We start from the raw sequence: 20,396 nt of genomic DNA on the forward strand, positions 1-20,396 counted from the left end.
CGTTCAAATTAAGTGACCTTTGCGGCCACCTCATGTAAAAGCCATTCACATGAGCTGGCAAAAGGACCGTCGCGGCGAGCGTGGCTACCATCACGGCAATCTGAAAGAGGCATTGCTGCAGGCGGCGCTCGACCTGATTTCGCAAAAGGGCCCGGCCGGCTTCACCTTTGCGGATGCCGCACGCATGGCTGGGGTCAGTCCGGCCGCGCCCTACCGGCATTTTCGCGACCGCGATGAATTGCTGTCCTCGATCGCGCAACGCGGCTTCGAGCAGTTCGAGGCGCTGCTGACGCAGGCCTGGGACGACGGCCGCCCGGACACGGTCACGGCGTTCGAACGGGTCGGCAAGGCCTATCTCGCCTTCGCCCGCAACGAGCCGGCGTTCTATTCGGCGATGTTCGAATCCGGGGTGCCTGTCGATTCGAGCCCGACATTGATGGCTGCCAGCGAGCGTGCGTTCGCGATCATTCGCGCCGCCGCCGAGCGGCTCGCCGCGCTGGCGCCGCCCGGCATGCCGCGGCCTCCCGCGATGATGATGGCGCTGCATATCTGGTCGATGTCGCACGGGATAGCCTCGCTGTTCGGCCGCGGCGACGCCGCGCGCCGCAAATTGCCGATGTCGCCGGAAGAACTGTTGGAAGCGGAAGTGCTGATTTATCTGCGCGGCCTCGGCTTCCCGACCGACCGCCGGCCGTCAGACCAGAAACCGTCCGGCCCGCCGCCGGTGCCACCGGAAGGTGGCGCGCCATCTGGTCCTTGGGGGAACCGAAAATAATTTTTCGAGGGCGCGGCGAGGCGCCCGCTTGACAAAAACGCGGGATGGCTTAGGTATGTAAATGTTATTTACATTCACAACGGCGTGATTGCCGTCATGGAGAGGGAAATGGCCTACACCGCAGATGTCAATCGATGGCGCGGTCAGACGGAACAGACCTATCGACCGCATATGCTTGAGAGCCCCTGGCACCCCGGCTGGATCGTGGTGACTATCCTCGGCTTCATCATCTGGTGGCCGATTGGTCTTGCCCTCCTCTTTTTCACACTAGGGAGCAGAAAAATGGGTTGCTGGAGTCACGGAGATCGCTGGCAGAACAAGATGGAGCGGATGCAGTACAAGATGGACCGGATGCGCGATCGCATGGAGCGCCGCGGCTTTGGCGGCTTCGGCTTCGGCCCGCCGTCCAGCGGCAACCGCGCCTTCGACGAGTACCGCATGGAAACCCTGCGGCGGCTCGAGGAAGAGCAGGTCGAGTTCAAGAATTTCCTCGAGCGTCTGCGCCACGCCAAGGACAAGGAAGAGTTCGACGCCTTCATGGCGCAGCACAAGCAGCGTCCGACCCCACCGAACGACCAGCCCCAACAGGGCTGAACTCGAAATGCGCATTCAGCCGCAGGCGTGATGCCCCCATGACGCCTGACGGCGGATACAGCCGCCCATCTGCGAGAAGCAGGTGGGCGGTTTGTTTTGCATGGACGGCAACCTTGAAACGATGTAACTGCGGCAGCGTTCGTCCTATGATCGGAAAATGATGTTCCTTGGGATGCTATACCGAATGGTCGGAATGGCGGTCGTCCTGGCCGTGCTTTCGTTCGTTCCGTCTGCAGCCAAGGCCCATTCGGGTCATCAACATCATGCCGCGCATCACGCGGGTGTCGCATCCATTGCGACGGCAAGCACCCATCACCAGGCCACTCTCTCCGCCGCGGCGGAGGCGAAGCTGGACCAGGATGGAGATCAAGCGTCCCCCGAAAGATCCTGTATGGGCGGATGCTGCTCCTCGGCCTTCGGCTCGTGTTGCCCTTCGGGACTTCCCAGCGCCTCGCTGCTGATTCCATATCTGCAGAGTGTCTCGCGCTTAAGTTTTCCGCCGTCGCAAGCGGGGGTACGCCGCCCCCCGGAATCTTTCGAGCGTCCTCCCAGAACGTCCCTCTGAGTGCTGAATCCGCGTGAGCGCGCCCGCGTGGCGCTTCGCGCGGCACGAATCTCGAGTGAGGACGACTGCCATGTTTCGAAAGTTTCGGCGCATCTCGTGCGCCATCGCCTTTGCCGTTGTTGCGACCTCCGCGACGCTGACGGTTGCACCGGCCCATGAAGGCCATGACCACGCCGATGAACCGCCGCCGAGCATCAGCGCGGCGCCACGCGGCGAAGCCGCCTCCGCAGACTTTGAGCTGGTTGCGGTCGCGCGCGGCGACGCCATCGATATCTATGTCGACCGTTTCGCGACCAACGAGCCGGTCACCGGCGCCAGCCTGGTCGTTGAGACACCTGCCGGGCCTGCCACGCCGAGCGAGCAGCCGGATGGCGCCTATCGGCTGGCGGCGCCCTGGCTCGCCAAGGGCGGCCGAACCGATCTTGTCGTTTCGATCACGGCCAGGGACCTGACCGACATCCTGCCGGTAAGCATTGAAACGCCACCACCGCAGACATCGGCATCGCCGGTTGCGCAGGCGGGATTGTCAGCCGACCTGCGCACGGTTCTGCTCATCGGTGGCGGATTTGTTGCGGGCCTTCTTGTCGCGGCGGTTGCCCTGCGCCGCCGCCGCGCGGCCATTGTCGCCCTGGCGTGCATGGCATTTGCCGGCGGCGTGGAGCAAGGCCGGGCGCATGAAGGCCACGGTCACGAGGAGGAAAAAGGGCAGGTCGCGATCAGGGCAAATTCGGAGGAACGTGCCCAACGCCTTTCGGATGGCACGGTGTTCGTTCCGAAGTCCGTCCAGCGCATTTTTGCCCTGCGCTCGCTGGTGACGGAGAAGGCGCGTCATCCCAAGGTCGCCGAGCTTCCCGGCCGTATCATTCCGGACCCCGCCGCCAGCGGTTACGTGCAGTCTTCCGTCGGTGGCCGGTTGTCGGCGTCGACGGGCGGTTTTCCCCGGCTCGGCACCCGCGTGAAGCAGGGGGATATTCTGGGTTACGTCACGCCGCCTTTGCAGGCCATCGATCTGTCCGACATGCGCCAGCGGCAGGGGGAACTGGATCAGCAAATCTCGATCGTCGAGCGGCGCGTGGCGCGCTACGAGCAGCTCGCGGCGGGCGGGGCCGTGTCCCGCACACAGCTCGAAGAGGCCCGCCTTGAACTCGAAGGCTTGCGCGACCGCCGCGCCTCGATCGAGAAGGCCCGTCGCGAACCCGAGGCGCTCGTCGCTCCGGTGGCCGGCGTGATCGCGGAAGGCACTGCGGTCGCCGGACAGATCGTGCAGCCGAGTTCGATCGTCTTCAACATCGTCGATCCGTCGCGCCTGTGGGTCGAAGCATTGAGCTTTGAGACCATCGAAGGCGCAACGAGCGCGCGCGCCACGACCTATTCGGGCAGGAGCCTCGAGCTGGAATATCGCGGCGCCGGCTTTGCCGACCGCAGCCAGTCGGTACCGGTGCATTTTTCCATCGTCGGCGATACCGGCGGCCTGAGGGCAGGGCAGTTCCTGACGGTTCTCGTTCCGACGCGGGAAGAGAAAGAAGGAATCGCGGTCCCGCGCACCAGCCTTGTCCGCGGCTCGAACGGCCAGGACTTCGTCTATGAGCACATCGGGCCCGAGCGGTTCGCGCCGAGGAGCGTGCGCGCGGAGCCGCTCGACGGCGAGAACGTGCTGATCATGTCGGGCGTCGCCGCCGGCAAGCGAATCGTCTCGCAAGGAGCCGAGCTCCTTGAACACGTACGCTGAAGGGAGGCGTCTCGATGTTTTCGCTTCTCGTCAGCGCCTCGCTCCGCAACCGGCTTTTCGTGCTCGCCTTGGCCGGCCTGCTCGTTGTTCTCGGCGCCTACACCGCCCGACAACTCCCCGTGGACGTATTTCCTGATCTTAACCGCCCGACGGTCACGATCATGACGGAGTCCGAAGGCTACGCGCCGCCCGAGGTCGAGCAGCTCATCACATTCCCGATCGAAACCCAGATGAACGGTGTTCCCGGCGTCAGCCGTGTTCGTTCGGTTTCGGGGATCGGGCTTTCGATCGTCTATGTCGAGTTCGACTGGGGAACGGATATCTATCGCAACCGGCAGCTCGTGGCCGAGCGTCTGGCCCGGGTTCAAAGCCAGCTTCCCCTCAATGTCACCTCGCAGATCGCCCCGATCAGCTCGATCATGGGGCAGATCCTTCTCGTGGCCGTGACCTCGAATACGGCATCGCCCATGGAAGTGCGCGAGGTCGCCGACTTCACGATCCGTCCGCGCCTGCTCGCCATCCCCGGCGTTGCACAGGTGATCCCGATCGGTGGCGAAGTCAGGCAATACCGGATTGCGCCGCAGCCTTCCGCGTTGCGAGCGCTTTCGGTGAGCTATGAGCAGCTTGAGCTTGCGCTCGCCCAATTCGGAACCAATACCGGCGGCGGCTTCACCGACCAGAACACCCGCGAGTACCTGATCCGGAATATCGGACGTACGACAAGCCTGGAGGATCTGCGTAGCATCGTCGTGGCCACCATCGACGGCAGACCGGTCTACATGCGTCAGGTCGCGGATGTCGACTTCGCGCCCAAGATAAAGCGCGGCGATGCCGGCTATATGAGCAAGCCCGCCGTCATTGTCTCGGTTGAAAAGCAACCCGGCGTCGATACGGTGCGGTTGACGGGGCAGATCGAGCAGGCGCTTTCCGAACTCGCGCCGTCGCTTCCGCTCGGAATCAAGGCCGACGAGGTGGTCTTTCGCCAGGCGGACTTCATCGAGAATTCGCTGCACAATGTCGGCCGGGTTCTGATTGAGGCGGCCATCGTCGTCTCGGTGATCCTGTTCGCATTCCTTCTCAATTGGCGCACCACGGCCATCTCGCTCACGGCCATCCCCGTATCGATCCTGACCACGGCGATCATTTTCAAGCTGCTCGGTCTGTCGATCAATACGATGACGCTCGGCGGGCTTGCGATTGCCATCGGCGAGCTTGTCGATGATGCGGTGGTCGATGTCGAAAACATCTTTCGGCGGCTGCGCGAAAACAGGGAGCAGGGCAATCCGCGGAGCGTGTTCGACGTCGTCGTTGCCGCCTCCAGCGAGGTCCGTTCCGGCATCGTTTATGCGACGACGATCATCGTGCTGGTGTTCGTGCCGCTGTTCGCGCTCTCCGGCGTCGAAGGGCGCCTGTTCGCCCCGCTCGGCCAGGCCTACATCATTTCCATTCTCGCAAGCCTTGTGGTCTCGATCACGCTCACGCCGGTCATGGCCTATTACCTGCTGCCGAGTGCAAAACGCATGGCGGAGGGCGAAGGCTGGCTGGTGCGACGGCTCAAGCGCATCAACCGCGCCGCGCTTGATGCGGCCTTCGTCCGCGGGAAGCTTCTGCTGGCGCTGACCTTGATCGCGGTGGCAGCGGCGGGGTGGGGCGCATTCCAGCTCAAGCGCGCCTTTCTGCCGGCATTCAACGAAGGCACGTTCACCATCAACCTCGCCTTCAATCCCGGCGTTTCGCTGGCAGAATCGAACCGCGTCGGCGCGATCGCCGAACGGCTGCTGCTGGACGTCCCGGAGGTGATCAGCGTGGGCCGGAGGACCGGTCGGGCCGAGTTGGACGAGCATGCGGAAGGCGTGCATTCCTCCGACCTCGAGGTCGCGTTGAAGCATTCGGATCGTGCGAAGGCGGACGTCGTTGCCGACATACGTTCGCGCCTCGCCGTCCTTCCGCTATCCGCCAATGTCGGACAGCCGATCTCGCATCGGCTCGATCACCTGCTCTCCGGCGTCCGGGCGGAGATCGCCTTGAAAGTGTTCGGCGAGGATCTCGACACCCTTCGCGGTACCGCCGAGGAAATCCGGAGCCGGATCGCCGGTCTGCCCGGCATCAAGGACCTCCAGGTCGAAAAGCAGGTGCGAATTCCCCAGCTTGAAATCCGCGTCAACTATACCCGCGCTGCGCTTTACGGGGTTCAGCCAGGCGCAGTCGTCGAGCAATTGTCGCGGTTGTCAAGCGGCCGCGTGATATCGCGCGTCGTCGATGGCTATCGCCGCTTCGATGTTGTCATGCGCCTGCCGGACCGTCTGCGAACCACGGAAAAGCTCGGCGATCTCCTGATCAAGACGCCGACCGGATGGATACCGGCGCGGCAGATCGCCGATATCACGGAGACCGACGGACCTAATCAGATTTTGCGGGAAAACGGACGGCGGCGCATCGTCATCCTCGCAAATTCCGACGCCACGACCGACATGGCCAAGCTGGTCGAAGGAATTCGCGGCGAGCTGCAAGCGGCGAAACTGCCACCGGGCGTGACCGCAAGCCTCGAGGGAACCTTCCAGGCGCAGGAAGAAGCGAGCCGGACCATCGGCATTCTCGCGCTCATCTCGCTCTCGCTGATCTTCGCAATCCTGTACAGCCGCTATCGGTCCGCGGTGCTGGCGCTGATCATCATGGGCGGCATTCCGCTCGCCATGATCGGATCGGTTGCCGCGCTGGCCATCACGGATCAGCCGCTCTCGGTTGCGAGCCTGGTCGGCTTTGTCACGCTCACCGGCATCGCCGCGCGCAACGGTATCCTCAAGATCAGCCACTATATCAATCTGGCGCTGCATGAGGGCATGGCGTTCGGGAAGGAGCTGGTCGTCCGGGGAAGTCTCGAACGGATGACGCCGGTCTTGATGACGGCGCTGTCGGCGGGAGTAGCGCTGGTGCCGCTCCTGATCGGCGCCGATGAATCGGGCAAGGAGATTCTTCATCCTGTTGCAGTGACGATCTTCGGCGGCCTCGTCAGTGCGACACTGCTCGATACCGTCGTGACGCCGGTGCTGTTCCTGTGGTTCGGGAAAAAACCGCTTGCGCGTTTGTTGCAGCGGCAGGCCGACGAGACGGGCAAACGAATCGCTCCGGCTCACTCCTACTGATGCAACGCGGAAAAGGAAGAATTCACATGAGACACACAGGCATTGTCGTTCGCGTTGCGCTTCTGGCGGCCTTGATCGCCTCGCCAGCCGCGGCTCACTCATCGAAGGGGCCGCATGGCGGGCGGCTTGCTGAAGCAAAACCTTATCACGCCGAACTCGTGACCAAGGACGACACCATTGAAATCTTCATCAGCGACGCCGACGAAAAGCCGATGAATGCCGCCGGCTTCAAAGGCGTCGCCATCTTTCAGGTTGGCGGCAAGGTGGAACGGATCGAACTGCGGCCGGGCGAGTCGGGCGCGCTTGCCGGAAAGGCCGGTTCGCCAATTCCTGAAACCGTCAAGGGCGCGGTTCAACTCACCGGGCCGAACGGAAAGACGACGAACGCGCGTTTCGACTAACTAACAGCGTAGTGGGAGGAAGAGGTAATATGGCTGCCCTGATTTGTGGGCGGCCACCCTCGCTTGGCGCCGACCGACCTCAAAGCTGCGATCCGCGTGACCTCGCTGCAAAGGAAAACTCGGCAATGTGAGGAACAACGCGTCCCTCGGTAAATTGTTTTGATCGTTTGGGAGACCGCGAATGGTCCCTCCACAACCCTGGAGGACACCCATGAGCGAGCATTCGAAAAAGGAATCCATTTCGCGTCGCAATTTTATTGAAAAAGCCCTCTGTGGAGCGGCACTTGCCGGGACGGCGCTGCCGGCATGGGCGGCGCCGCCGATTACGCCTCTGCCATTGGGTGACGGGCTGCTGCACGAGATACGCGGCCGGCGAAAAGTCAGCAAAGCATCGGCCCAGTATCGCGATAGTCCAAATGGATCTCAGCGCTGCGGCGGCTGCGTCAATTTCCGCGGAGGGACCTGCGCGATCGTCGAGGGACCCATCAGCGCCAACGGCTGGTGTCGCCACTACCGAGCCGCTGGTAGAGGCCGAGCGCCCGGAGCACCCGGCGGCGGAGGTGCGCGTGGGGGTGGAGGCAGTTACTAGAACTGCCCCCAAACACGAGAGCGGCACCGTAGGCGGTGTCTGCGCAGACAGAGGTGTGCCGCGACCATGGCGGCGTAGCAATGGATGTCTGGGCGGCAGCAAGACGATTAGGACAGACCACTGATCGGCCTGAAGAAAAGCCTGACTCGACTTCAATGGGAGGCTCACAATGAAAATCCCTTCTTCCCGCCTCGTGACCCTCACGGCAGCTCTCGTTGCGATTGGCGTTGCGCTTGCACCAGCCTGGGCTCAGCGTAAAAACGCGCCCGCCGCTCAGCCCACGGCAGAAAAGCCGGCGGACCCGGCGCTGTTGCCTGACCAGGAACTTGGACGCCGGTTTACGGTCAAGGCGGAGGACCTGCCGTCCCCGAAGACCGGTCCGATCGTCAGCAGCCGCTCCCTTGTCATTCCCCATCAGGGCCAAACGCCCCGCGTCCCTGAAGGCTTCATCACGACAGCTTTCATGACCGGCCTTGAGCATCCGAGGCGTCTGCTTGTGCTGCCGAACGGCGACGTGCTCGTGGCCGAACAGAAGGCGGGCCATCTCACATTGCTGCGCGATGAGGACGGGGACGGCAAGGCCGACTGGATTCAGCGCCACGCAGAGGGATTAAACCAACCTTACGGACTCGCTTGGCGGGACGATCACGTCCTGGTCGCGGATCAGGATGGGATATGGAAGGTACCGCACCGGCTTGGCGCATTGCGTGCAGGCCGTGGTGGCGAGCAGCCGAAGGCTGCCGATGTGCCGCCGGATCAGCGTAAACCGTCGCCCGCCATGGTTGGCGAGGAAATGATCACCAGGAAGGGCGTGTTCGGCATTGTTCAAGGCCATGCTAACCGACACCTCGCGATTGCCCCCAAGACTGGCGAACTGTTCGTCGCCGTCGGCTCGTCCGGCAACATCGGTGTTGAACCGGAAGTCAAGGCGACGATCCAGCGCTTCGATCCCAACGGCACGAACCAGGTCACGTTCGCTTCGGGATTGCGCAATCCGACGGCGCTCGCCTTCGAACCCGGAACGGGCGATCTCTATGCGGTGGTTCAGGAGCGCGACGGTCTCGGCGACCGGCTTCCGCCCGATTATCTGACGCGTGTCGAGAAGGGCGCCTTCTACGGCTGGCCTTACGCATATATCGGTCAGCACCCGCAGCCCGGTTTCGCCAATTTGAAACCAGACAAGGTCAAGGCTTCAATCAAGCCCGACCTTCTGTTCGAAGCGCATTCCTCGGCGATGGATCTGGTGTTTTACGAAGGCGAACAGTTTCCGCCCGAATTCCGCGGCGGTGCCTTTGTTGCCCTCAAAGGGTCGTGGAATCGATCCGAACCAACCGGTTACAAGATCGTGTTCGTGCCGTTCAAGGATGGCCGTCCGCAAGGCTGGTACCAGAATTTCACCGTCGGCTTCTGGGTCTCCGGCAAGCACCGGGCGGAGATCTGGGGCCGACCTGCCGCGCTTGCGATTGCCAAGGACGGGTCGTTGCTCGTTGCCGACGATACCGGCGGCACCGTCTGGCGCATTGCTTACACAGGGCCTCAGAACCGTACGGGCAAGCCCGATGAGGTGCCACGCTAGCTTGAATGCCCGTCCGAACAGCCAGCGTGGCGGATGCCGGCACGATCACAACCTGGATTCATGCGGCAGAGTGCGTATTGCAGTCAGGTGCTCCTGAGCTCTCCGTTCATTCCGTTGGGATAGAACCCGCCCTTGCTGACGCCCGCCTTGTCGGTCAGATAGACGATGCGCAGAACCTCTTGCGGCGTACGCGTGAACGCAATCGCGTCGCGGGTTGAGGGCACGAAGTTGGCTTTGCCGTCGACCCTGATCCCCTCGTCTTCTTTTTCGGGTGTGCCGTCAATCTTGTCCCGTGCATCCGAGATTGCGTTGGCGGCGTCCCATGCCTTCTCGCCCATCATGTAGAGCTGGGAGCGCGCCATTCCCATGTGGTAGGCCTCAACAGCAAGAATTCCGGCCGCTGCCTCCACGAATTCCTTCTTCTTGAGCAGAGGAGCCGCGCCCGCATAGGCGGTCACGCCGACGTCTTCGAACAGCATGCCGCCGAGCAGCACCGACATGTCATCGGCAAAGGGATCGAAATCGGCTGGCAATCCGGCAGCCTCAGCAGCAGCCTTGAAGCCGGCGTCGAAGTCGATCGCAGGTCTTGAAATGGCGCTTCGGCCAAGCGTCTTGCGATAGAAGCGGACGTGGGCCAGTTCGTTCTCCGCCGTCTCTTCAATGAATTCGCGGATCGCTTTCTCTTTGAATTGCGCCTCGTGGCCGCCCACGACCCTGCCGGCATCCATACCGGCATCGGTATCGCTGATGCCTTTGCCGGTCGTTGCACGCAGATAGAACTCGGCTTCCATATATTCGAGGTTCAGCGCGAAGGTGAAAATGTCCTCGTCGTCGATCGCTGCTCCCTTCTTGCCGATCCCAACGCCCGTGGTCTCGCGCTTCTGCTGGGCATAGGCAGGTGGAATAAGCAGTCCCGCGAGTCCTGCGACGGATAGGCCGGCGATCGATTGCCGGCGGGAAATGCGCAATGCATTCATGGCGTAACCTCCTCCGTTCTGGATTGAGGGGCCGCGCCACTCACTGTTCAGCGCTATTGAGGGCGCTCATGGCGCGACCTCGGTACCAGCTAGTGCTGGCGCGGTACAACGTTAGGCCGCAGGTCACGTTCCAAGCGAACTCGAAACCAGGCAGGCACGACGTCGTGAGGCCGCTGAGCCATGCTTGGCCTGTGCATGCAAGAGTGGACAAAGGCGCGAATGTGCCGTGGGCAAATCACTTCGGATTTTCAGAAATGGTGTCAAGCCCGAGAATCAAAAATATTTCGCTTAACGTGCGGGCCAAATCACCGGCATAACTCCGCCCGTCTCACCCATTGAGGGGCGCTCGCGATCGTCACGAACGTGCGGTGAGATGCGATGGACGCGGAATGCGCAAGACGTAGGCGCAGGAAGCGTACGGCGAAGTCGTGTGGTTCTGGCGCCGCGGTGCTGGCGTTAAGTCGGCGGGAATTATCTCGTCGGCGACGGAGGCAAAAGAGCCGTTCTCCGGGAAGAGCACGAAGTAAGCCGTAAAGCCATTGCGCAGGGAAGGCCGGGATGCTCCCGCTGTACCTGTATGCTCGTGTGCGCTTTTGCTTTGCGCACTTGCACACGAGACCGCGGGTGCGGCGCGCACCCGGTCTTCCCTGCGCCCTCTGAATGAGAGGGCGGTAAGTGAAGAGCAAACCTCGGGCACAGTGTGTCGCGAGAACGCCGACCCACACTCAATTGTCATCGCCCGGCTTGACCGGGCGACCCAGTATTCCAGAGTCGACAGTGATAGAACCGAGAAGCCGCGGCGTACTGGATCCCCGCCTTCGCGGGGATGACAGCCGGGAGGGGGACATAGTCAACGCCATCCCGAACGGCGGGGCCGCCGGCCGCCCCGCAACCTCCGGGAGGGCATGGAACCCAGCCCATCGCCCCCGTAACCGCCCGGCCGGGCTGGACTTCCGGCAGTGGAATTCCCTATTGGTAACCGAAAGTTAACCAAGCTTAGCGTCTGGTTAGGGACGGAATGACGCGCTGGCAGCCCTCGTTTTGACATGTTGGCAGGGGAAGCAATGCCCGGCTTTCGGCGGGCCCCCCATGCGACAGGAAACAGGCTCTCGCGCTGGCGCAAATCGCCGCGCCCGACGCGCGGCTGTGATACCGGCGGCCATTTGCTCCCGGAGGAATTTAGGGACACTTGCGTTGAGAGGATACTGCTCATGAATCCCGCCGACGTGGCTCCGTCAGCTCTGCCGCTCGTCTCGGCCGACGTGTCGCTGATCGCGCTATTCTGGCAGGCCCACTGGGTCGTGAAGTCGGTCATGATGGGCCTGCTCGCCTGCTCGGTCTGGGTCTGGGCGATCGCGATCGACAAGATTTTCCTCTATTCGCGCACCAAGCGCGCGATGGACCGCTTCGAACAGGCGTTCTGGTCGGGACAATCGATCGAGGAGCTCTATCGCGCGCTTTCGGCGAAACCGACGCAATCGATGGCGGCGTGCTTCGTGGCGGCCATGCGCGAGTGGAAGCGCTCGTTCGAGAGCCAGTCGCGCTCCTTTGCCGGATTGCAGATGCGGATCGAGAAGGTGATGAACGTCTCCATCGCCCGCGAGGTCGAGCGGCTGGAGCGGCGGCTCCTGGTGCTGGCAACCGTCGGCTCCGCCGGCCCGTTCGTCGGCCTGTTCGGAACCGTCTGGGGCATCATGTCGAGCTTCCAGTCGATCGCGGCCTCGAAAAACACCTCGCTCGCGGTGGTGGCGCCCGGCATCGCGGAGGCGCTGTTTGCGACCGCTATCGGTCTTATCGCCGCCATCCCGGCGACGATTTTCTACAATAAGTTCACGTCCGAGGTGAACCGGCAGGCGCAGCGGCTGGAAGGTTTTGCCGACGAGTTTTCAGCCATCCTGTCCCGCCAGATCGACGAGCGGGCGTGAGGGCGGCCAATGACGAGCACACCGTGAGATCAAGATCATGGCGATGAACATGGCAGGTTCGGCCGGAGGCGGTGGTGGACGCCGCGGCCGGCGTCGCGCCGCCGTGATGGCGGAGATCAACGTCACGCCGATGGTCGACGTGATGCTGGTGCTGCTCATCATCTTCATGGTGGCCGCACCTTTGATGACCTCGACCATCGATATCGATCTCCCCGTCGCCGGCGGCGGCAAGCAACTGCAAGCCAACGCGCCACCGCTGACGCTGTCGGTCAAGCGCACCGGCGGTGCCTGCAATTCGAACGTCGAGCTCTATCTCGGGGATACGCTGATTCCGGCCAATGAGCTCCTGCCCAAGATAACGGCGATCAAGGAGACCAGATCGGAGGCCGAGAGGGTGGTATATCTGCGGGGCGACAAGGACGTCTGTTACACGGATATGATGAAATTATTGGGGTATATTCGAACGGCGGGGTTCAAGGCGAATATCGTCATCGTGCCGGAGCAGGGCTCCTGAGCCATGCAGCGGCGCGCGGTGATTGACGGCGGAGCGGAAAAGCGCAGGTGAAGATCAAGGTCGACAAGACGGTGATGGCGTCGGTTGCCCTGCACGTTTTCGTGCTGGGGTGGGTGATGCTGTCGTTCTCGACCAAAGCGCTCGAAATGCCGCCGGAAGAGTCGGTGGCGGTCGATGTCGTTTCGTCCGACCAGCTTGCCAAGGTGATGGCGGGCATGAAGACCGGCAAGAAGGAAAACCCGAAGCCGCTGGTCGAGAAAGTCGCCGAAGCCAAGCCGGTCGATGATGCCGTCGGCAAGATCACCGAGAAAGCGCCTGTTGTGACCGAGACCGCGGCGCCGCCGCAGCCGAAGATCGAGGAAAAGCCGGTAGAGAAGAAACCCGATCCGCCGAAGGTCGTCGAGAAGCCGAAGGAAGAGCCGAAGCCGGTTGAGAAAAAGCCTGAGCAGAAGGTCGACCAGATCGGCGACACCATCAAGAAGGAAGAGAAGAAGCCGCCGCCGAAGCCGCCAGTGCAGGCCGCCAAGCCGCCAGAGCCGCAGAAGCAGAGGATCGTGGAACGGCACTTCGATCAGAACCAGATCGCGGCCCTGCTCGACAAGCGTGATCCGTCGCGCCAGGCCACGACCGGCGAAACGCTGAATTCCAATGCCGCCCTTGGTACGGCCAAGGGCGCGGCGGCGGATAATTCCGCGACATGGGGGTCGATGTTCCAGCGGCAGGTCGAGCGATGCTGGAAGAAGCCGTATGGCGGGATAGAATCGCAGAAGCCTGAAGTCGCGTTTGCCATCCGTCTGAAGCGCGACGGCACGCTCGAAGGCTCGCCGGTTCCGGAAGGTGTTCCGGCAACGCCCTTCCTTCGCGTCTATCAGGAGAGCGCGCTGCGCGCGATCATCGAATGTCAGCCGTACAGGCTGCCGGCGGCGTTTTATGAGGAATGGAAATACTTCGCGCCGGTGTTCAAAGAAAAAGTCTGATTGCGCTCGCCCGTTGGCGATCACACATGAGCAAGATCGAAGCGATGATTGACAAAGATGGATTGCCAATAATGCCGTTCCGCCTGAACCGCCGGCAGATCATTACCGGAATGGCTGCGCTTGGCGCGGTCGCCGGCGGTCGCAATGCCTTCGCGCAAGCGCCGAAGCGGATCCCCATTCCCGAAGGTGAGTTCGTTCCGCTGCCGATCGCGATCCCGAATTTCGTGGCGGGCACGCCCGGCGATACCGAGGTCGGCGTCGGCGTAGCGCAGGTCATCACCAACAATCTCAAGCGCAGCGGGCTGTTCGCGCCGATCGATCAGGCTGCTCATATCGAGCGCATCACCAATATCGACGTCGCGCCGCAATTCCAGAGCTGGAAGCAGATCAACGCGCAAGCATTGGTGACGGGACGGATGACGCGGCAGGGCGACGGCCGCCTGAAAGCGGAATTCCGCCTCTGGGACATCAACACCAACCAGCAGCTCACCGGTCAGCAATACTTCACCTCGCCGGAATACTGGCGGCGGATCGCGCACATCATCTCCGACCAGATCTACGAACGCATGACCGGCGAGAAGGGCTATTTCGACAGCCGCGTTGTCTTCGTCGACGAGACCGGATCGAAGGAGCGCCGCGTCAAGCGGCTGGCGCTGATGGATCAGGACGGCGCCAATGTCCGGTATTTGACCAAGGGCTCCGACCTGGTGCTGACGCCGCGCTTCTCGCCGTCGACGCAAGAGATCACCTACATGGAATTCGGCCAGGGCGATCCGCGCGTCTATCTGTTCAACGTCGAGACCGGGCAGCGCGAGATCGTCGGCAATTTCCCCGGCATGTCGTTCTCGCCGCGCTTCTCGCCGGACGGCCAGCGCATCATCATGAGCCTGCAGCAGGGCGGCAACTCCAACCTGTTCGTGATGGATTTGCGCTCGAAATCGACGACGCGGCTGACCGACACGCCGGCCATCGACACCTCGCCGTCCTATTCACCCGACGGCAGCCGGATCTGTTTCGAATCCGACCGTGGCGGCAAGCCGCAGATCTACGTGATGCCGGCCACCGGCGGCGGCGCGCAGCGCATCTCATTCGGCGAGGGCAGCTATTCGACGCCGGTGTGGTCGCCGCGCGGCGACTACATCGCCTTCACCAAGCAGGGCGGCGGCGCCTTCGCCATCGGCATCATGAAGACCGACGGTTCGGGCGAACGAATTCTTACCTCCGGCTTCCACAACGAAGGTCCGACCTTTTCGCCGAATGGCCGGGTCGTCATGTTCTTCCGCGACCCCGGCGGTAGCGGCGGGCCGTCGCTGTACACGGTCGATATCTCCGGTCGCAACGAATTGCGCGTACCAACGCCCGGTTTCGCCTCCGATCCGGCGTGGTCGCCGCTGTTGTCATAGTGGAACCCGGCCGCGCGGACGGCCTGTCGTTGTCCGGCAAGCACTGCCTAGCCTGCTGATTTTTCAGGCAGATTTCCGCAGCTAGAAACGACGGTAACGTCTCGGTAACGATGTTCCCTCAGAAAGACTTCATCTCCAGAGGGTAAAACTACGCATCCGACAGGACGCCAGTACACCGCACATGCAGCTCGCAAATCAGAGCGGAGAGCCCGATCAACAAACCTCGCCGTATCTTCGCGCGGCACTGATCGATTCGCAGTTCGAAACTTCCGCTCCGATGCTGACGGGCCTCGTATTCGGAGCCGGCGCGGCGGCCATGACCGCGCTGAAGACGAGTGAAACCCTCATCTGGGCGTGTGTCGCGCTTCTCGTCTTCGCAGGCGTCGTCCGCGCGTTCGTCCTGCAGTTGTACCACACGCGCAAATCGACCCCGACCGTCGAGGAAGCTGCGCTGTGGAAGAAGCGCCATCAGATTGGAGCGATGATCCAGGCGGCTGCGCTCGGCATATGGTGCTCCGCCACGCTGTTGGTCAGTGACGATGCCCTGGCCCATATGATTTGCCTATCCGTCACCACCGGGATCCTGGCGTTAGGTGCGGGCAGGGCCTATGGACGGCAGTGGATATTCCAGCTCCAGGCCGCCCTCATCTTCGGTCCAACTGTGATCGCGCTGGCGTTGCGTGGCACGCCCTATTACATGGCCATGTCGGTCGTGTGCGCCGCATTTCTCGTGGCTGTTCTGCAAATTTCGGCCAATCTGCACAGAATATTTATGCAGGCGCTTGTGGCGCGCGAGCGCGAGGCGGCGCTGGCCGGCCAGTTCGATGCCGCGCTGAACAACATGCCACACGGGCTGTGCATGTTTCGCGCCGATGGCCGGCTTGCGGTAATGAATCATCGTTTCGCCGAAATCATGAACCTGTCCGATAAACTCTTGCAAGGCGGTGTCAGCGCGTTCGACATCGTCACCGCTTGCGTTGCCTCCAGCGCGATCTCGGCGGCGAGCGCCAGCCTCATTCTGCAGGAAGTCGAGGACTCCCGGGCCACTGATATCATCACGGCCGATCCGGACTTCAGCAAGCACCGGTCGCTGTCCTGGACGTTCCAGCCGATGGCCGACGGCGGCACCGTCATGCTGGTGGAGGACATCACCGAGCGCAAGGACGCGGAGGCCCGGATCAGCCATCTGGCCCGCTACGATGAGCTCACCGAACTCCCAAACCGGGTCAACTTCCGCGACGAGATCGGACATCTTCTGGCAGCCCAGCAGGGCGCCGAACAGTTGTCGGCGCTGCTGTTCGTCGACCTCGACCAGTTCAAGCAGGTCAATGACACGCTCGGCCATCCCTGCGGCGACCAGTTGCTGTGCGCGGTGGCCGCTCGCCTGCGTGAAATGCTGCGGCCCGAGGATTTCGTGGCGCGCTTCGGCGGTGACGAGTTCGTGGTGTTCCAGCAGAACATCCAGTCCCCCGACGACGCCGCCGGTCTCGCGCGGCGCATCGTCGATCGCCTGAGCGAGCGCTACAAGATCGACAACCATCTGGTCGAGATCGGCGCCAGCGTCGGCATTGCCATGTCCTCGCGCGGTGTCAGCGCCGACACACTGCTCAAGAATGCCGACATGGCGCTCTATCGCGCCAAGGCCGACGGCCGCGGCACCTTCTGCTTCTTCCGGGAGGAGATGGCGCAAATCGTCGAGTCCCGCCGTATCCTCGAACTGGACCTGCGCAAGGCGCTGGCCAACGAGGAGTTCGAACTGTTCTTCCAACCGCTGGTCAATCTCAAGTCGGGCCGGATATCGACCTGCGAGGCGCTGATACGCTGGAATCATCCAGTCCGCGGCACGGTGTCGCCGACCGACATCATTCCGATCGCCGAGGACATGGGTCTGATTGTCGATCTCGGCCGCTGGATTTTGCGCAAGGCCTGCATGGAATGCATGAAATGGCCCGACGCCGTCAGCGTTGCCGTCAACTTCTCGCCGCAGCAGTTCCATCAGCGCGACGTGCTGAGCGAAGTCCGCTACGCACTCGAGGTCTCCGGCCTGCCGGCGAACCGGCTCGAAATCGAGATCACCGAATCCTCGCTGCTGCGTAACACGCAGTTGACCCACGACGTGCTGTCGCAATTGCATTCGCTCGGCGTGCGGATCTCGCTCGACGACTTCGGCACCGGCTATTCGAGCCTCAGCTATCTGCACAACTTCCCATTGCAGAAGGTGAAGATCGACCGCTCCTTCCTGGAAGGGATCGATAGCGATCGTCCGCTGACGCTGCTGCGCGGCGTGGCGCGGCTGTCAGCCGATCTTGGAATGTCGGTGGTGGTCGAGGGCATCGAGACCAACGAGCAACTCGAATTGATCAGCGCCGACGGGGCGGTAACGGAAGCGCAGGGCTATCTGTTCAGCCCGCCGGTCCCGGCCGTGCGCGTCCGGCAGTTGCTCAATGCGTCGCACGGTCGCCGCATGCCTGACGACCAGCTCATCGCTGTTTCTTCCCGATCGTTCGCCTGACTTCAGCGTAATCAGCCCCGCTGCGTTGGTGCTCTCGACGCGGCTACCCCGGGTTTTTGCGGGCTGCAAGGTTAACCCTAACGTGTCTAAGCCTTTGCAATTTTGTTAAGGAGCCGTTAATCTTTCGCACTCGTGGAAGTTGTTGTGGAAGGTTAGGAGTACAGATGAAGGCCGGAGCCGAACCGCGCACTTCGCTCTTTGGGCCGGAGTCTGGGTTGTCTGATCGGGTCGATTACCGGCTCATGGAAACTCCCGAGGAAAAAGATTCCATCTATTTGATGCGTTACAAAGCCTATCTGCATGGCGGAGTAACCGCGCCGTCAGAGTCTCAGCGCGTCAGCGATCATTACGACGATGCGCCCAACGCCTGGATTTTCGGAATCTATGTTGATGGAGAACTCTGTAGTTCTATCCGCCTCAACGTCGTGACGTCAGGATGCCGGATTTCCGGTTCGGCCGACTTGTTCGGCGATGTTCTTCACCCGCGCCTCGATCAAGGCGAAGTTTTCATCGACCCGCTTCGTCTTGCCGCGCTCCCCGAAAAGGCGAGGCAATTCCCTGATCTTCCCTATCTGACGGTGCGGCTGGCTTATTTGGCATGCGAATATTTCAACGCTAATACCGGGCTCGCGCTCGTTCGTGCCGAGCACCAGGCGTTCTACCGCCGGGTCTTCATGTCCGAGGTCATCGCCGAAGCACGTTCGTTTCCGGGCTTTTTGCCCAAGGTGGCATTGATGGCGTCCGATTACCGGGCCGTGCGGGAAAAGGTCATGACCCGTTTTCCCATCATGCGCTCGACCGCATTCGAGCGGCGGATGCTGTTCCAGCGCGCCGGCGAGCGCCATCCCTCGCCACGCAGGGTCACGTCCTTAGAGCAGGCCTCGATCGTTCCGATTTCCTGAGCCGGTTGGACAACGACGGACCAGACCACCCGGCCATAGGCTCCGATCCGAATTCCGCGCCATTCCTGGGTCACCGTTGCCTAAACACCGCAAATCCGGTGATTTCGGCGCATCCGCGCTTGCCTTCACCCTCGCGCCACATTTACAAACCATTAACTATCGCGGTCGCTTTTCACGGTTTGTCGGCATTTGATCGGGTCTGGCAAGGTTCCATCAAGGTTGACGGAACGTTCGCTTAACCATCGACCTGTAGACCGGATAACAGTCGAAAAACGTGAGCGTTGGAGGCTCCGGAATGAAATACCAGATGCGTATCCTCCAGGGATGGAAGCTGGCGGCTGTGGTCGCTGTGGCGCTGTCGATGGGCGCCTGCGCCAAGAACAACGTCGGCGCCGATGGCGCGATGGCCAGCGCGGCAAGCCCGGGTAGCCAGCAGGACTTCGTGGTTAATGTCGGCGACCGCGTGTTCTTCGAGAGCGACCAGACCGATCTGAGCCCGCAGGCGATCGCCACGCTGGAGAAGCAGGCGCAGTGGCTGCAGACCTACAACCGCTATTCCTTCACGATCGAAGGCCATGCCGACGAGCGCGGCACCCGCGAGTACAACATCGCGCTCGGCGCACGCCGCGCCCAGTCGGTGCGCAGCTATCTCGCCTCGCGCGGCATCGACCCGAACCGCATGCGCACGATCTCCTACGGCAAGGAGCGCCCGGTGGCGGTCTGTAACGACATCTCCTGCTGGTCGCAGAACCGCCGCGCCGTCACGGTGCTGAACGCGGGCGCCTGAGCCGTCAGGCCTTTCGCAGAGTTTCAAAGCCGGCGCCTTCGGGCGCCGGCTTTATTTTTGGACGCAGGATGAAATCGCGGATGACAGCCAGCGTGCGTTCGGGGGCATCATTGACCACGCCGTGGCCGCAACCGGCAAAGCGCTCGAACTGCACGAGATGCGGCGGCAGCGCGGCGGCGATATCCGCCTGGCTCTCGATCGGATGCATCGGATCGTCCTCGCCGCCGAGCACGAGTGTTGGGCAGCGGATGCGGCCGAGATCCGGAAACATGTTGAACCTGTCGCTCTCACCATCGGGTCTTGCGAACCAGTGCAGCGCCACCTCGCGGCGATTGACCGCACGCCTCGCCATGTCCGGATCGCGCGGCATTCGCGTATAGACCGGCATGGCGAGCCGCAGCCAGGCGTCGCGCTCTGCCTGACCCAGAGGGCCTTCAGGCTCCAGAAACCGGCGCCGAGCCAGCGCACCCACTTCCGGCCCACCGAAGCGCTCAAACAGCGCTACGCGCCGTTCCCGATAGGAGCCACCGGCGGCCTCGGTGCTGATCAGGATCAGTCTGGAAGGGTGATCCGGATGCCGCGTGGCATAGGCCAGCGCCACCATGCCGCCGAACGACGCGCCGAGGACGATCAGATCGACGATGCCAAGGGCGTCGCAGAATGCGTGCACGTCATCGCCCCATTGCGCCAAGGTCCAGCGCTCGCGCGGGCCGTCCTCGCTGCGGCCGTTGCCGCGGTGGTCGAGATAGACGATCTGGGCGATATCAGACAGGGCGGAATAAGCCGGCCGGTAGATCGAGTGGTCGAAGCCTGGACCGCCGTGCAGCATCAGCAGCACGGGTTTTTCCCGCATCATGGGGCCGTCGGGGACGAATTTCGCGCCCTCGACATCAAAGAACAGCCGTACCCCGTTCACGGACACGTGCATCGGCGGGTCTCCCTCGATTTGTGAACGGCCGGCCGCGTCGGGCGGCTTGTCTTGAACCGGATACTAAACCATACCGGAATTCGGCGAACCGATTCGGAA

Annotated in this window: 16 protein-coding genes; 14 read left to right on the forward strand and 2 right to left on the reverse strand. The window is 62.5% G+C overall.

Going from position 1 to position 20,396, the window contains the following annotated elements; translation table 11 throughout:
* Positions 1-49: 49 nt before the first annotated feature.
* From LMTR3_RS00195 to LMTR3_RS00220, 7 genes are all read left to right on the forward strand, one after another.
* Positions 50-775: a TetR/AcrR family transcriptional regulator gene (locus tag LMTR3_RS00195; protein WP_065743110.1), complete on the forward strand. Its 726-nt coding sequence runs from the start codon at positions 50-52 to the stop codon at positions 773-775.
* A gap of 108 nt (positions 776-883) precedes the next feature.
* On the forward strand, positions 884-1,369 hold the full coding sequence (locus tag LMTR3_RS00200) for a DUF2852 domain-containing protein (protein ID WP_065743320.1): 486 nt from the start codon (positions 884-886) through the stop codon (positions 1,367-1,369).
* Positions 1,370-2,004: 635 nt separating this feature from the next.
* Complete coding sequence (locus tag LMTR3_RS00205) at positions 2,005-3,663, forward strand: efflux RND transporter periplasmic adaptor subunit (protein WP_065743111.1); 1,659 nt, start codon at positions 2,005-2,007, stop codon at positions 3,661-3,663.
* A 14-nt stretch (positions 3,664-3,677) separates the two neighbouring features.
* The gene (locus LMTR3_RS00210; RefSeq protein WP_065743112.1) at positions 3,678-6,806 is read left to right on the forward strand and encodes an efflux RND transporter permease subunit; all 3,129 of its coding nucleotides are present in this window, start codon (positions 3,678-3,680) and stop codon (positions 6,804-6,806) included.
* Positions 6,807-6,832: 26 nt separating this feature from the next.
* Positions 6,833-7,207, forward strand: a complete 375-nt coding sequence (locus LMTR3_RS00215; protein ID WP_065743113.1) for a hypothetical protein — start codon at positions 6,833-6,835, stop codon at positions 7,205-7,207.
* A gap of 211 nt (positions 7,208-7,418) precedes the next feature.
* Positions 7,419-7,796 carry a twin-arginine translocation signal domain-containing protein gene (locus LMTR3_RS40170; protein ID WP_176721793.1) on the forward strand — a complete coding sequence of 126 codons (378 nt, stop codon included), beginning with the start codon at positions 7,419-7,421 and terminating at the stop codon, positions 7,794-7,796.
* Positions 7,797-7,965: 169 nt separating this feature from the next.
* Positions 7,966-9,372 (forward strand): PQQ-dependent sugar dehydrogenase, encoded by a 1,407-nt coding sequence (locus tag LMTR3_RS00220; RefSeq protein ID WP_065743114.1) that lies wholly within the window; start codon positions 7,966-7,968, stop codon positions 9,370-9,372.
* An 83-nt stretch (positions 9,373-9,455) separates the two neighbouring features.
* On the opposite strand, the gene LMTR3_RS00225 is transcribed toward LMTR3_RS00220, so the two are convergent.
* Complete coding sequence (locus tag LMTR3_RS00225) at positions 9,456-10,349, reverse strand: ferritin-like domain-containing protein (RefSeq protein ID WP_084029298.1); 894 nt, start codon at positions 10,347-10,349, stop codon at positions 9,456-9,458.
* A 1,211-nt stretch (positions 10,350-11,560) separates the two neighbouring features.
* On the opposite strand from LMTR3_RS00225, the gene tolQ reads away from it, so the two are divergent.
* From tolQ to pal, 7 genes are all read left to right on the forward strand, one after another.
* The gene (gene tolQ, locus LMTR3_RS00230; RefSeq protein ID WP_057847291.1) at positions 11,561-12,274 is read left to right on the forward strand and encodes a protein TolQ; all 714 of its coding nucleotides are present in this window, start codon (positions 11,561-11,563) and stop codon (positions 12,272-12,274) included.
* A 37-nt stretch (positions 12,275-12,311) separates the two neighbouring features.
* Positions 12,312-12,788, forward strand: a complete 477-nt coding sequence (locus LMTR3_RS00235; RefSeq protein WP_065743115.1) for a biopolymer transporter ExbD — start codon at positions 12,312-12,314, stop codon at positions 12,786-12,788.
* Positions 12,789-12,841: 53 nt separating this feature from the next.
* The gene (gene tolA / locus LMTR3_RS00240) at positions 12,842-13,765 is read left to right on the forward strand and encodes a cell envelope integrity protein TolA (RefSeq protein WP_065743322.1); all 924 of its coding nucleotides are present in this window, start codon (positions 12,842-12,844) and stop codon (positions 13,763-13,765) included.
* A 71-nt stretch (positions 13,766-13,836) separates the two neighbouring features.
* Positions 13,837-15,168, forward strand: coding sequence for a Tol-Pal system beta propeller repeat protein TolB (tolB, locus tag LMTR3_RS00245; RefSeq protein ID WP_065743323.1), 1,332 nt, complete (start codon positions 13,837-13,839; stop codon positions 15,166-15,168).
* Positions 15,169-15,349: 181 nt separating this feature from the next.
* Positions 15,350-17,680, forward strand: coding sequence for a putative bifunctional diguanylate cyclase/phosphodiesterase (locus tag LMTR3_RS00250; protein WP_065743116.1), 2,331 nt, complete (start codon positions 15,350-15,352; stop codon positions 17,678-17,680).
* A gap of 164 nt (positions 17,681-17,844) precedes the next feature.
* A complete protein-coding gene (locus tag LMTR3_RS00255; protein WP_065743117.1) occupies positions 17,845-18,582 on the forward strand; it encodes an N-acyl amino acid synthase FeeM domain-containing protein in 738 nt (245 codons plus the stop codon).
* 295 nt (positions 18,583-18,877) lie between these two features.
* A complete protein-coding gene (gene pal / locus LMTR3_RS00260; RefSeq protein ID WP_028351332.1) occupies positions 18,878-19,369 on the forward strand; it encodes a peptidoglycan-associated lipoprotein Pal in 492 nt (163 codons plus the stop codon).
* A 4-nt stretch (positions 19,370-19,373) separates the two neighbouring features.
* On the opposite strand, the gene LMTR3_RS00265 is transcribed toward pal, so the two are convergent.
* The gene (locus LMTR3_RS00265) at positions 19,374-20,297 is read right to left on the reverse strand and encodes an alpha/beta fold hydrolase (RefSeq protein WP_065743118.1); all 924 of its coding nucleotides are present in this window, start codon (positions 20,295-20,297) and stop codon (positions 19,374-19,376) included.
* Positions 20,298-20,396: the final 99 nt, after the last annotated feature.

This window comes from Bradyrhizobium sp. LMTR 3, assembly GCF_001693485.1.
GTDB lineage: Bacteria > Pseudomonadota > Alphaproteobacteria > Rhizobiales > Xanthobacteraceae > Bradyrhizobium.

What these genes read in the sequence shown, in the direction of transcription:
- LMTR3_RS00205 (WP_065743111.1), top strand. Translation starts at nt 2,005, where the DNA reads ATGTTTCGAAAGTTTCGGCGCATCTCGTGCGCCATCGCCTTTGCCGTT.
- LMTR3_RS00235 (WP_065743115.1), top strand. Translation starts at nt 12,312, where the DNA reads ATGGCGATGAACATGGCAGGTTCGGCCGGAGGCGGTGGTGGACGCCGC.
- LMTR3_RS00255 (WP_065743117.1), top strand. Translation starts at nt 17,845, where the DNA reads ATGAAGGCCGGAGCCGAACCGCGCACTTCGCTCTTTGGGCCGGAGTCT.
- LMTR3_RS00225 (WP_084029298.1), bottom strand. Translation starts at nt 10,349, where the DNA reads ATGAATGCATTGCGCATTTCCCGCCGGCAATCGATCGCCGGCCTATCC.
- LMTR3_RS00215 (WP_065743113.1), top strand. Translation starts at nt 6,833, where the DNA reads ATGAGACACACAGGCATTGTCGTTCGCGTTGCGCTTCTGGCGGCCTTG.
- pal (WP_028351332.1), top strand. Translation starts at nt 18,878, where the DNA reads ATGAAATACCAGATGCGTATCCTCCAGGGATGGAAGCTGGCGGCTGTG.
- LMTR3_RS00210 (WP_065743112.1), top strand. Translation starts at nt 3,678, where the DNA reads ATGTTTTCGCTTCTCGTCAGCGCCTCGCTCCGCAACCGGCTTTTCGTG.
- LMTR3_RS00200 (WP_065743320.1), top strand. Translation starts at nt 884, where the DNA reads ATGGCCTACACCGCAGATGTCAATCGATGGCGCGGTCAGACGGAACAG.
- LMTR3_RS00220 (WP_065743114.1), top strand. Translation starts at nt 7,966, where the DNA reads ATGAAAATCCCTTCTTCCCGCCTCGTGACCCTCACGGCAGCTCTCGTT.
- LMTR3_RS00265 (WP_065743118.1), bottom strand. Translation starts at nt 20,297, where the DNA reads ATGCACGTGTCCGTGAACGGGGTACGGCTGTTCTTTGATGTCGAGGGC.
- tolQ (WP_057847291.1), top strand. Translation starts at nt 11,561, where the DNA reads ATGAATCCCGCCGACGTGGCTCCGTCAGCTCTGCCGCTCGTCTCGGCC.
- LMTR3_RS00250 (WP_065743116.1), top strand. Translation starts at nt 15,350, where the DNA reads ATGCAGCTCGCAAATCAGAGCGGAGAGCCCGATCAACAAACCTCGCCG.
- tolB (WP_065743323.1), top strand. Translation starts at nt 13,837, where the DNA reads ATGCCGTTCCGCCTGAACCGCCGGCAGATCATTACCGGAATGGCTGCG.
- LMTR3_RS40170 (WP_176721793.1), top strand. Translation starts at nt 7,419, where the DNA reads ATGAGCGAGCATTCGAAAAAGGAATCCATTTCGCGTCGCAATTTTATT.
- LMTR3_RS00195 (WP_065743110.1), top strand. Translation starts at nt 50, where the DNA reads ATGAGCTGGCAAAAGGACCGTCGCGGCGAGCGTGGCTACCATCACGGC.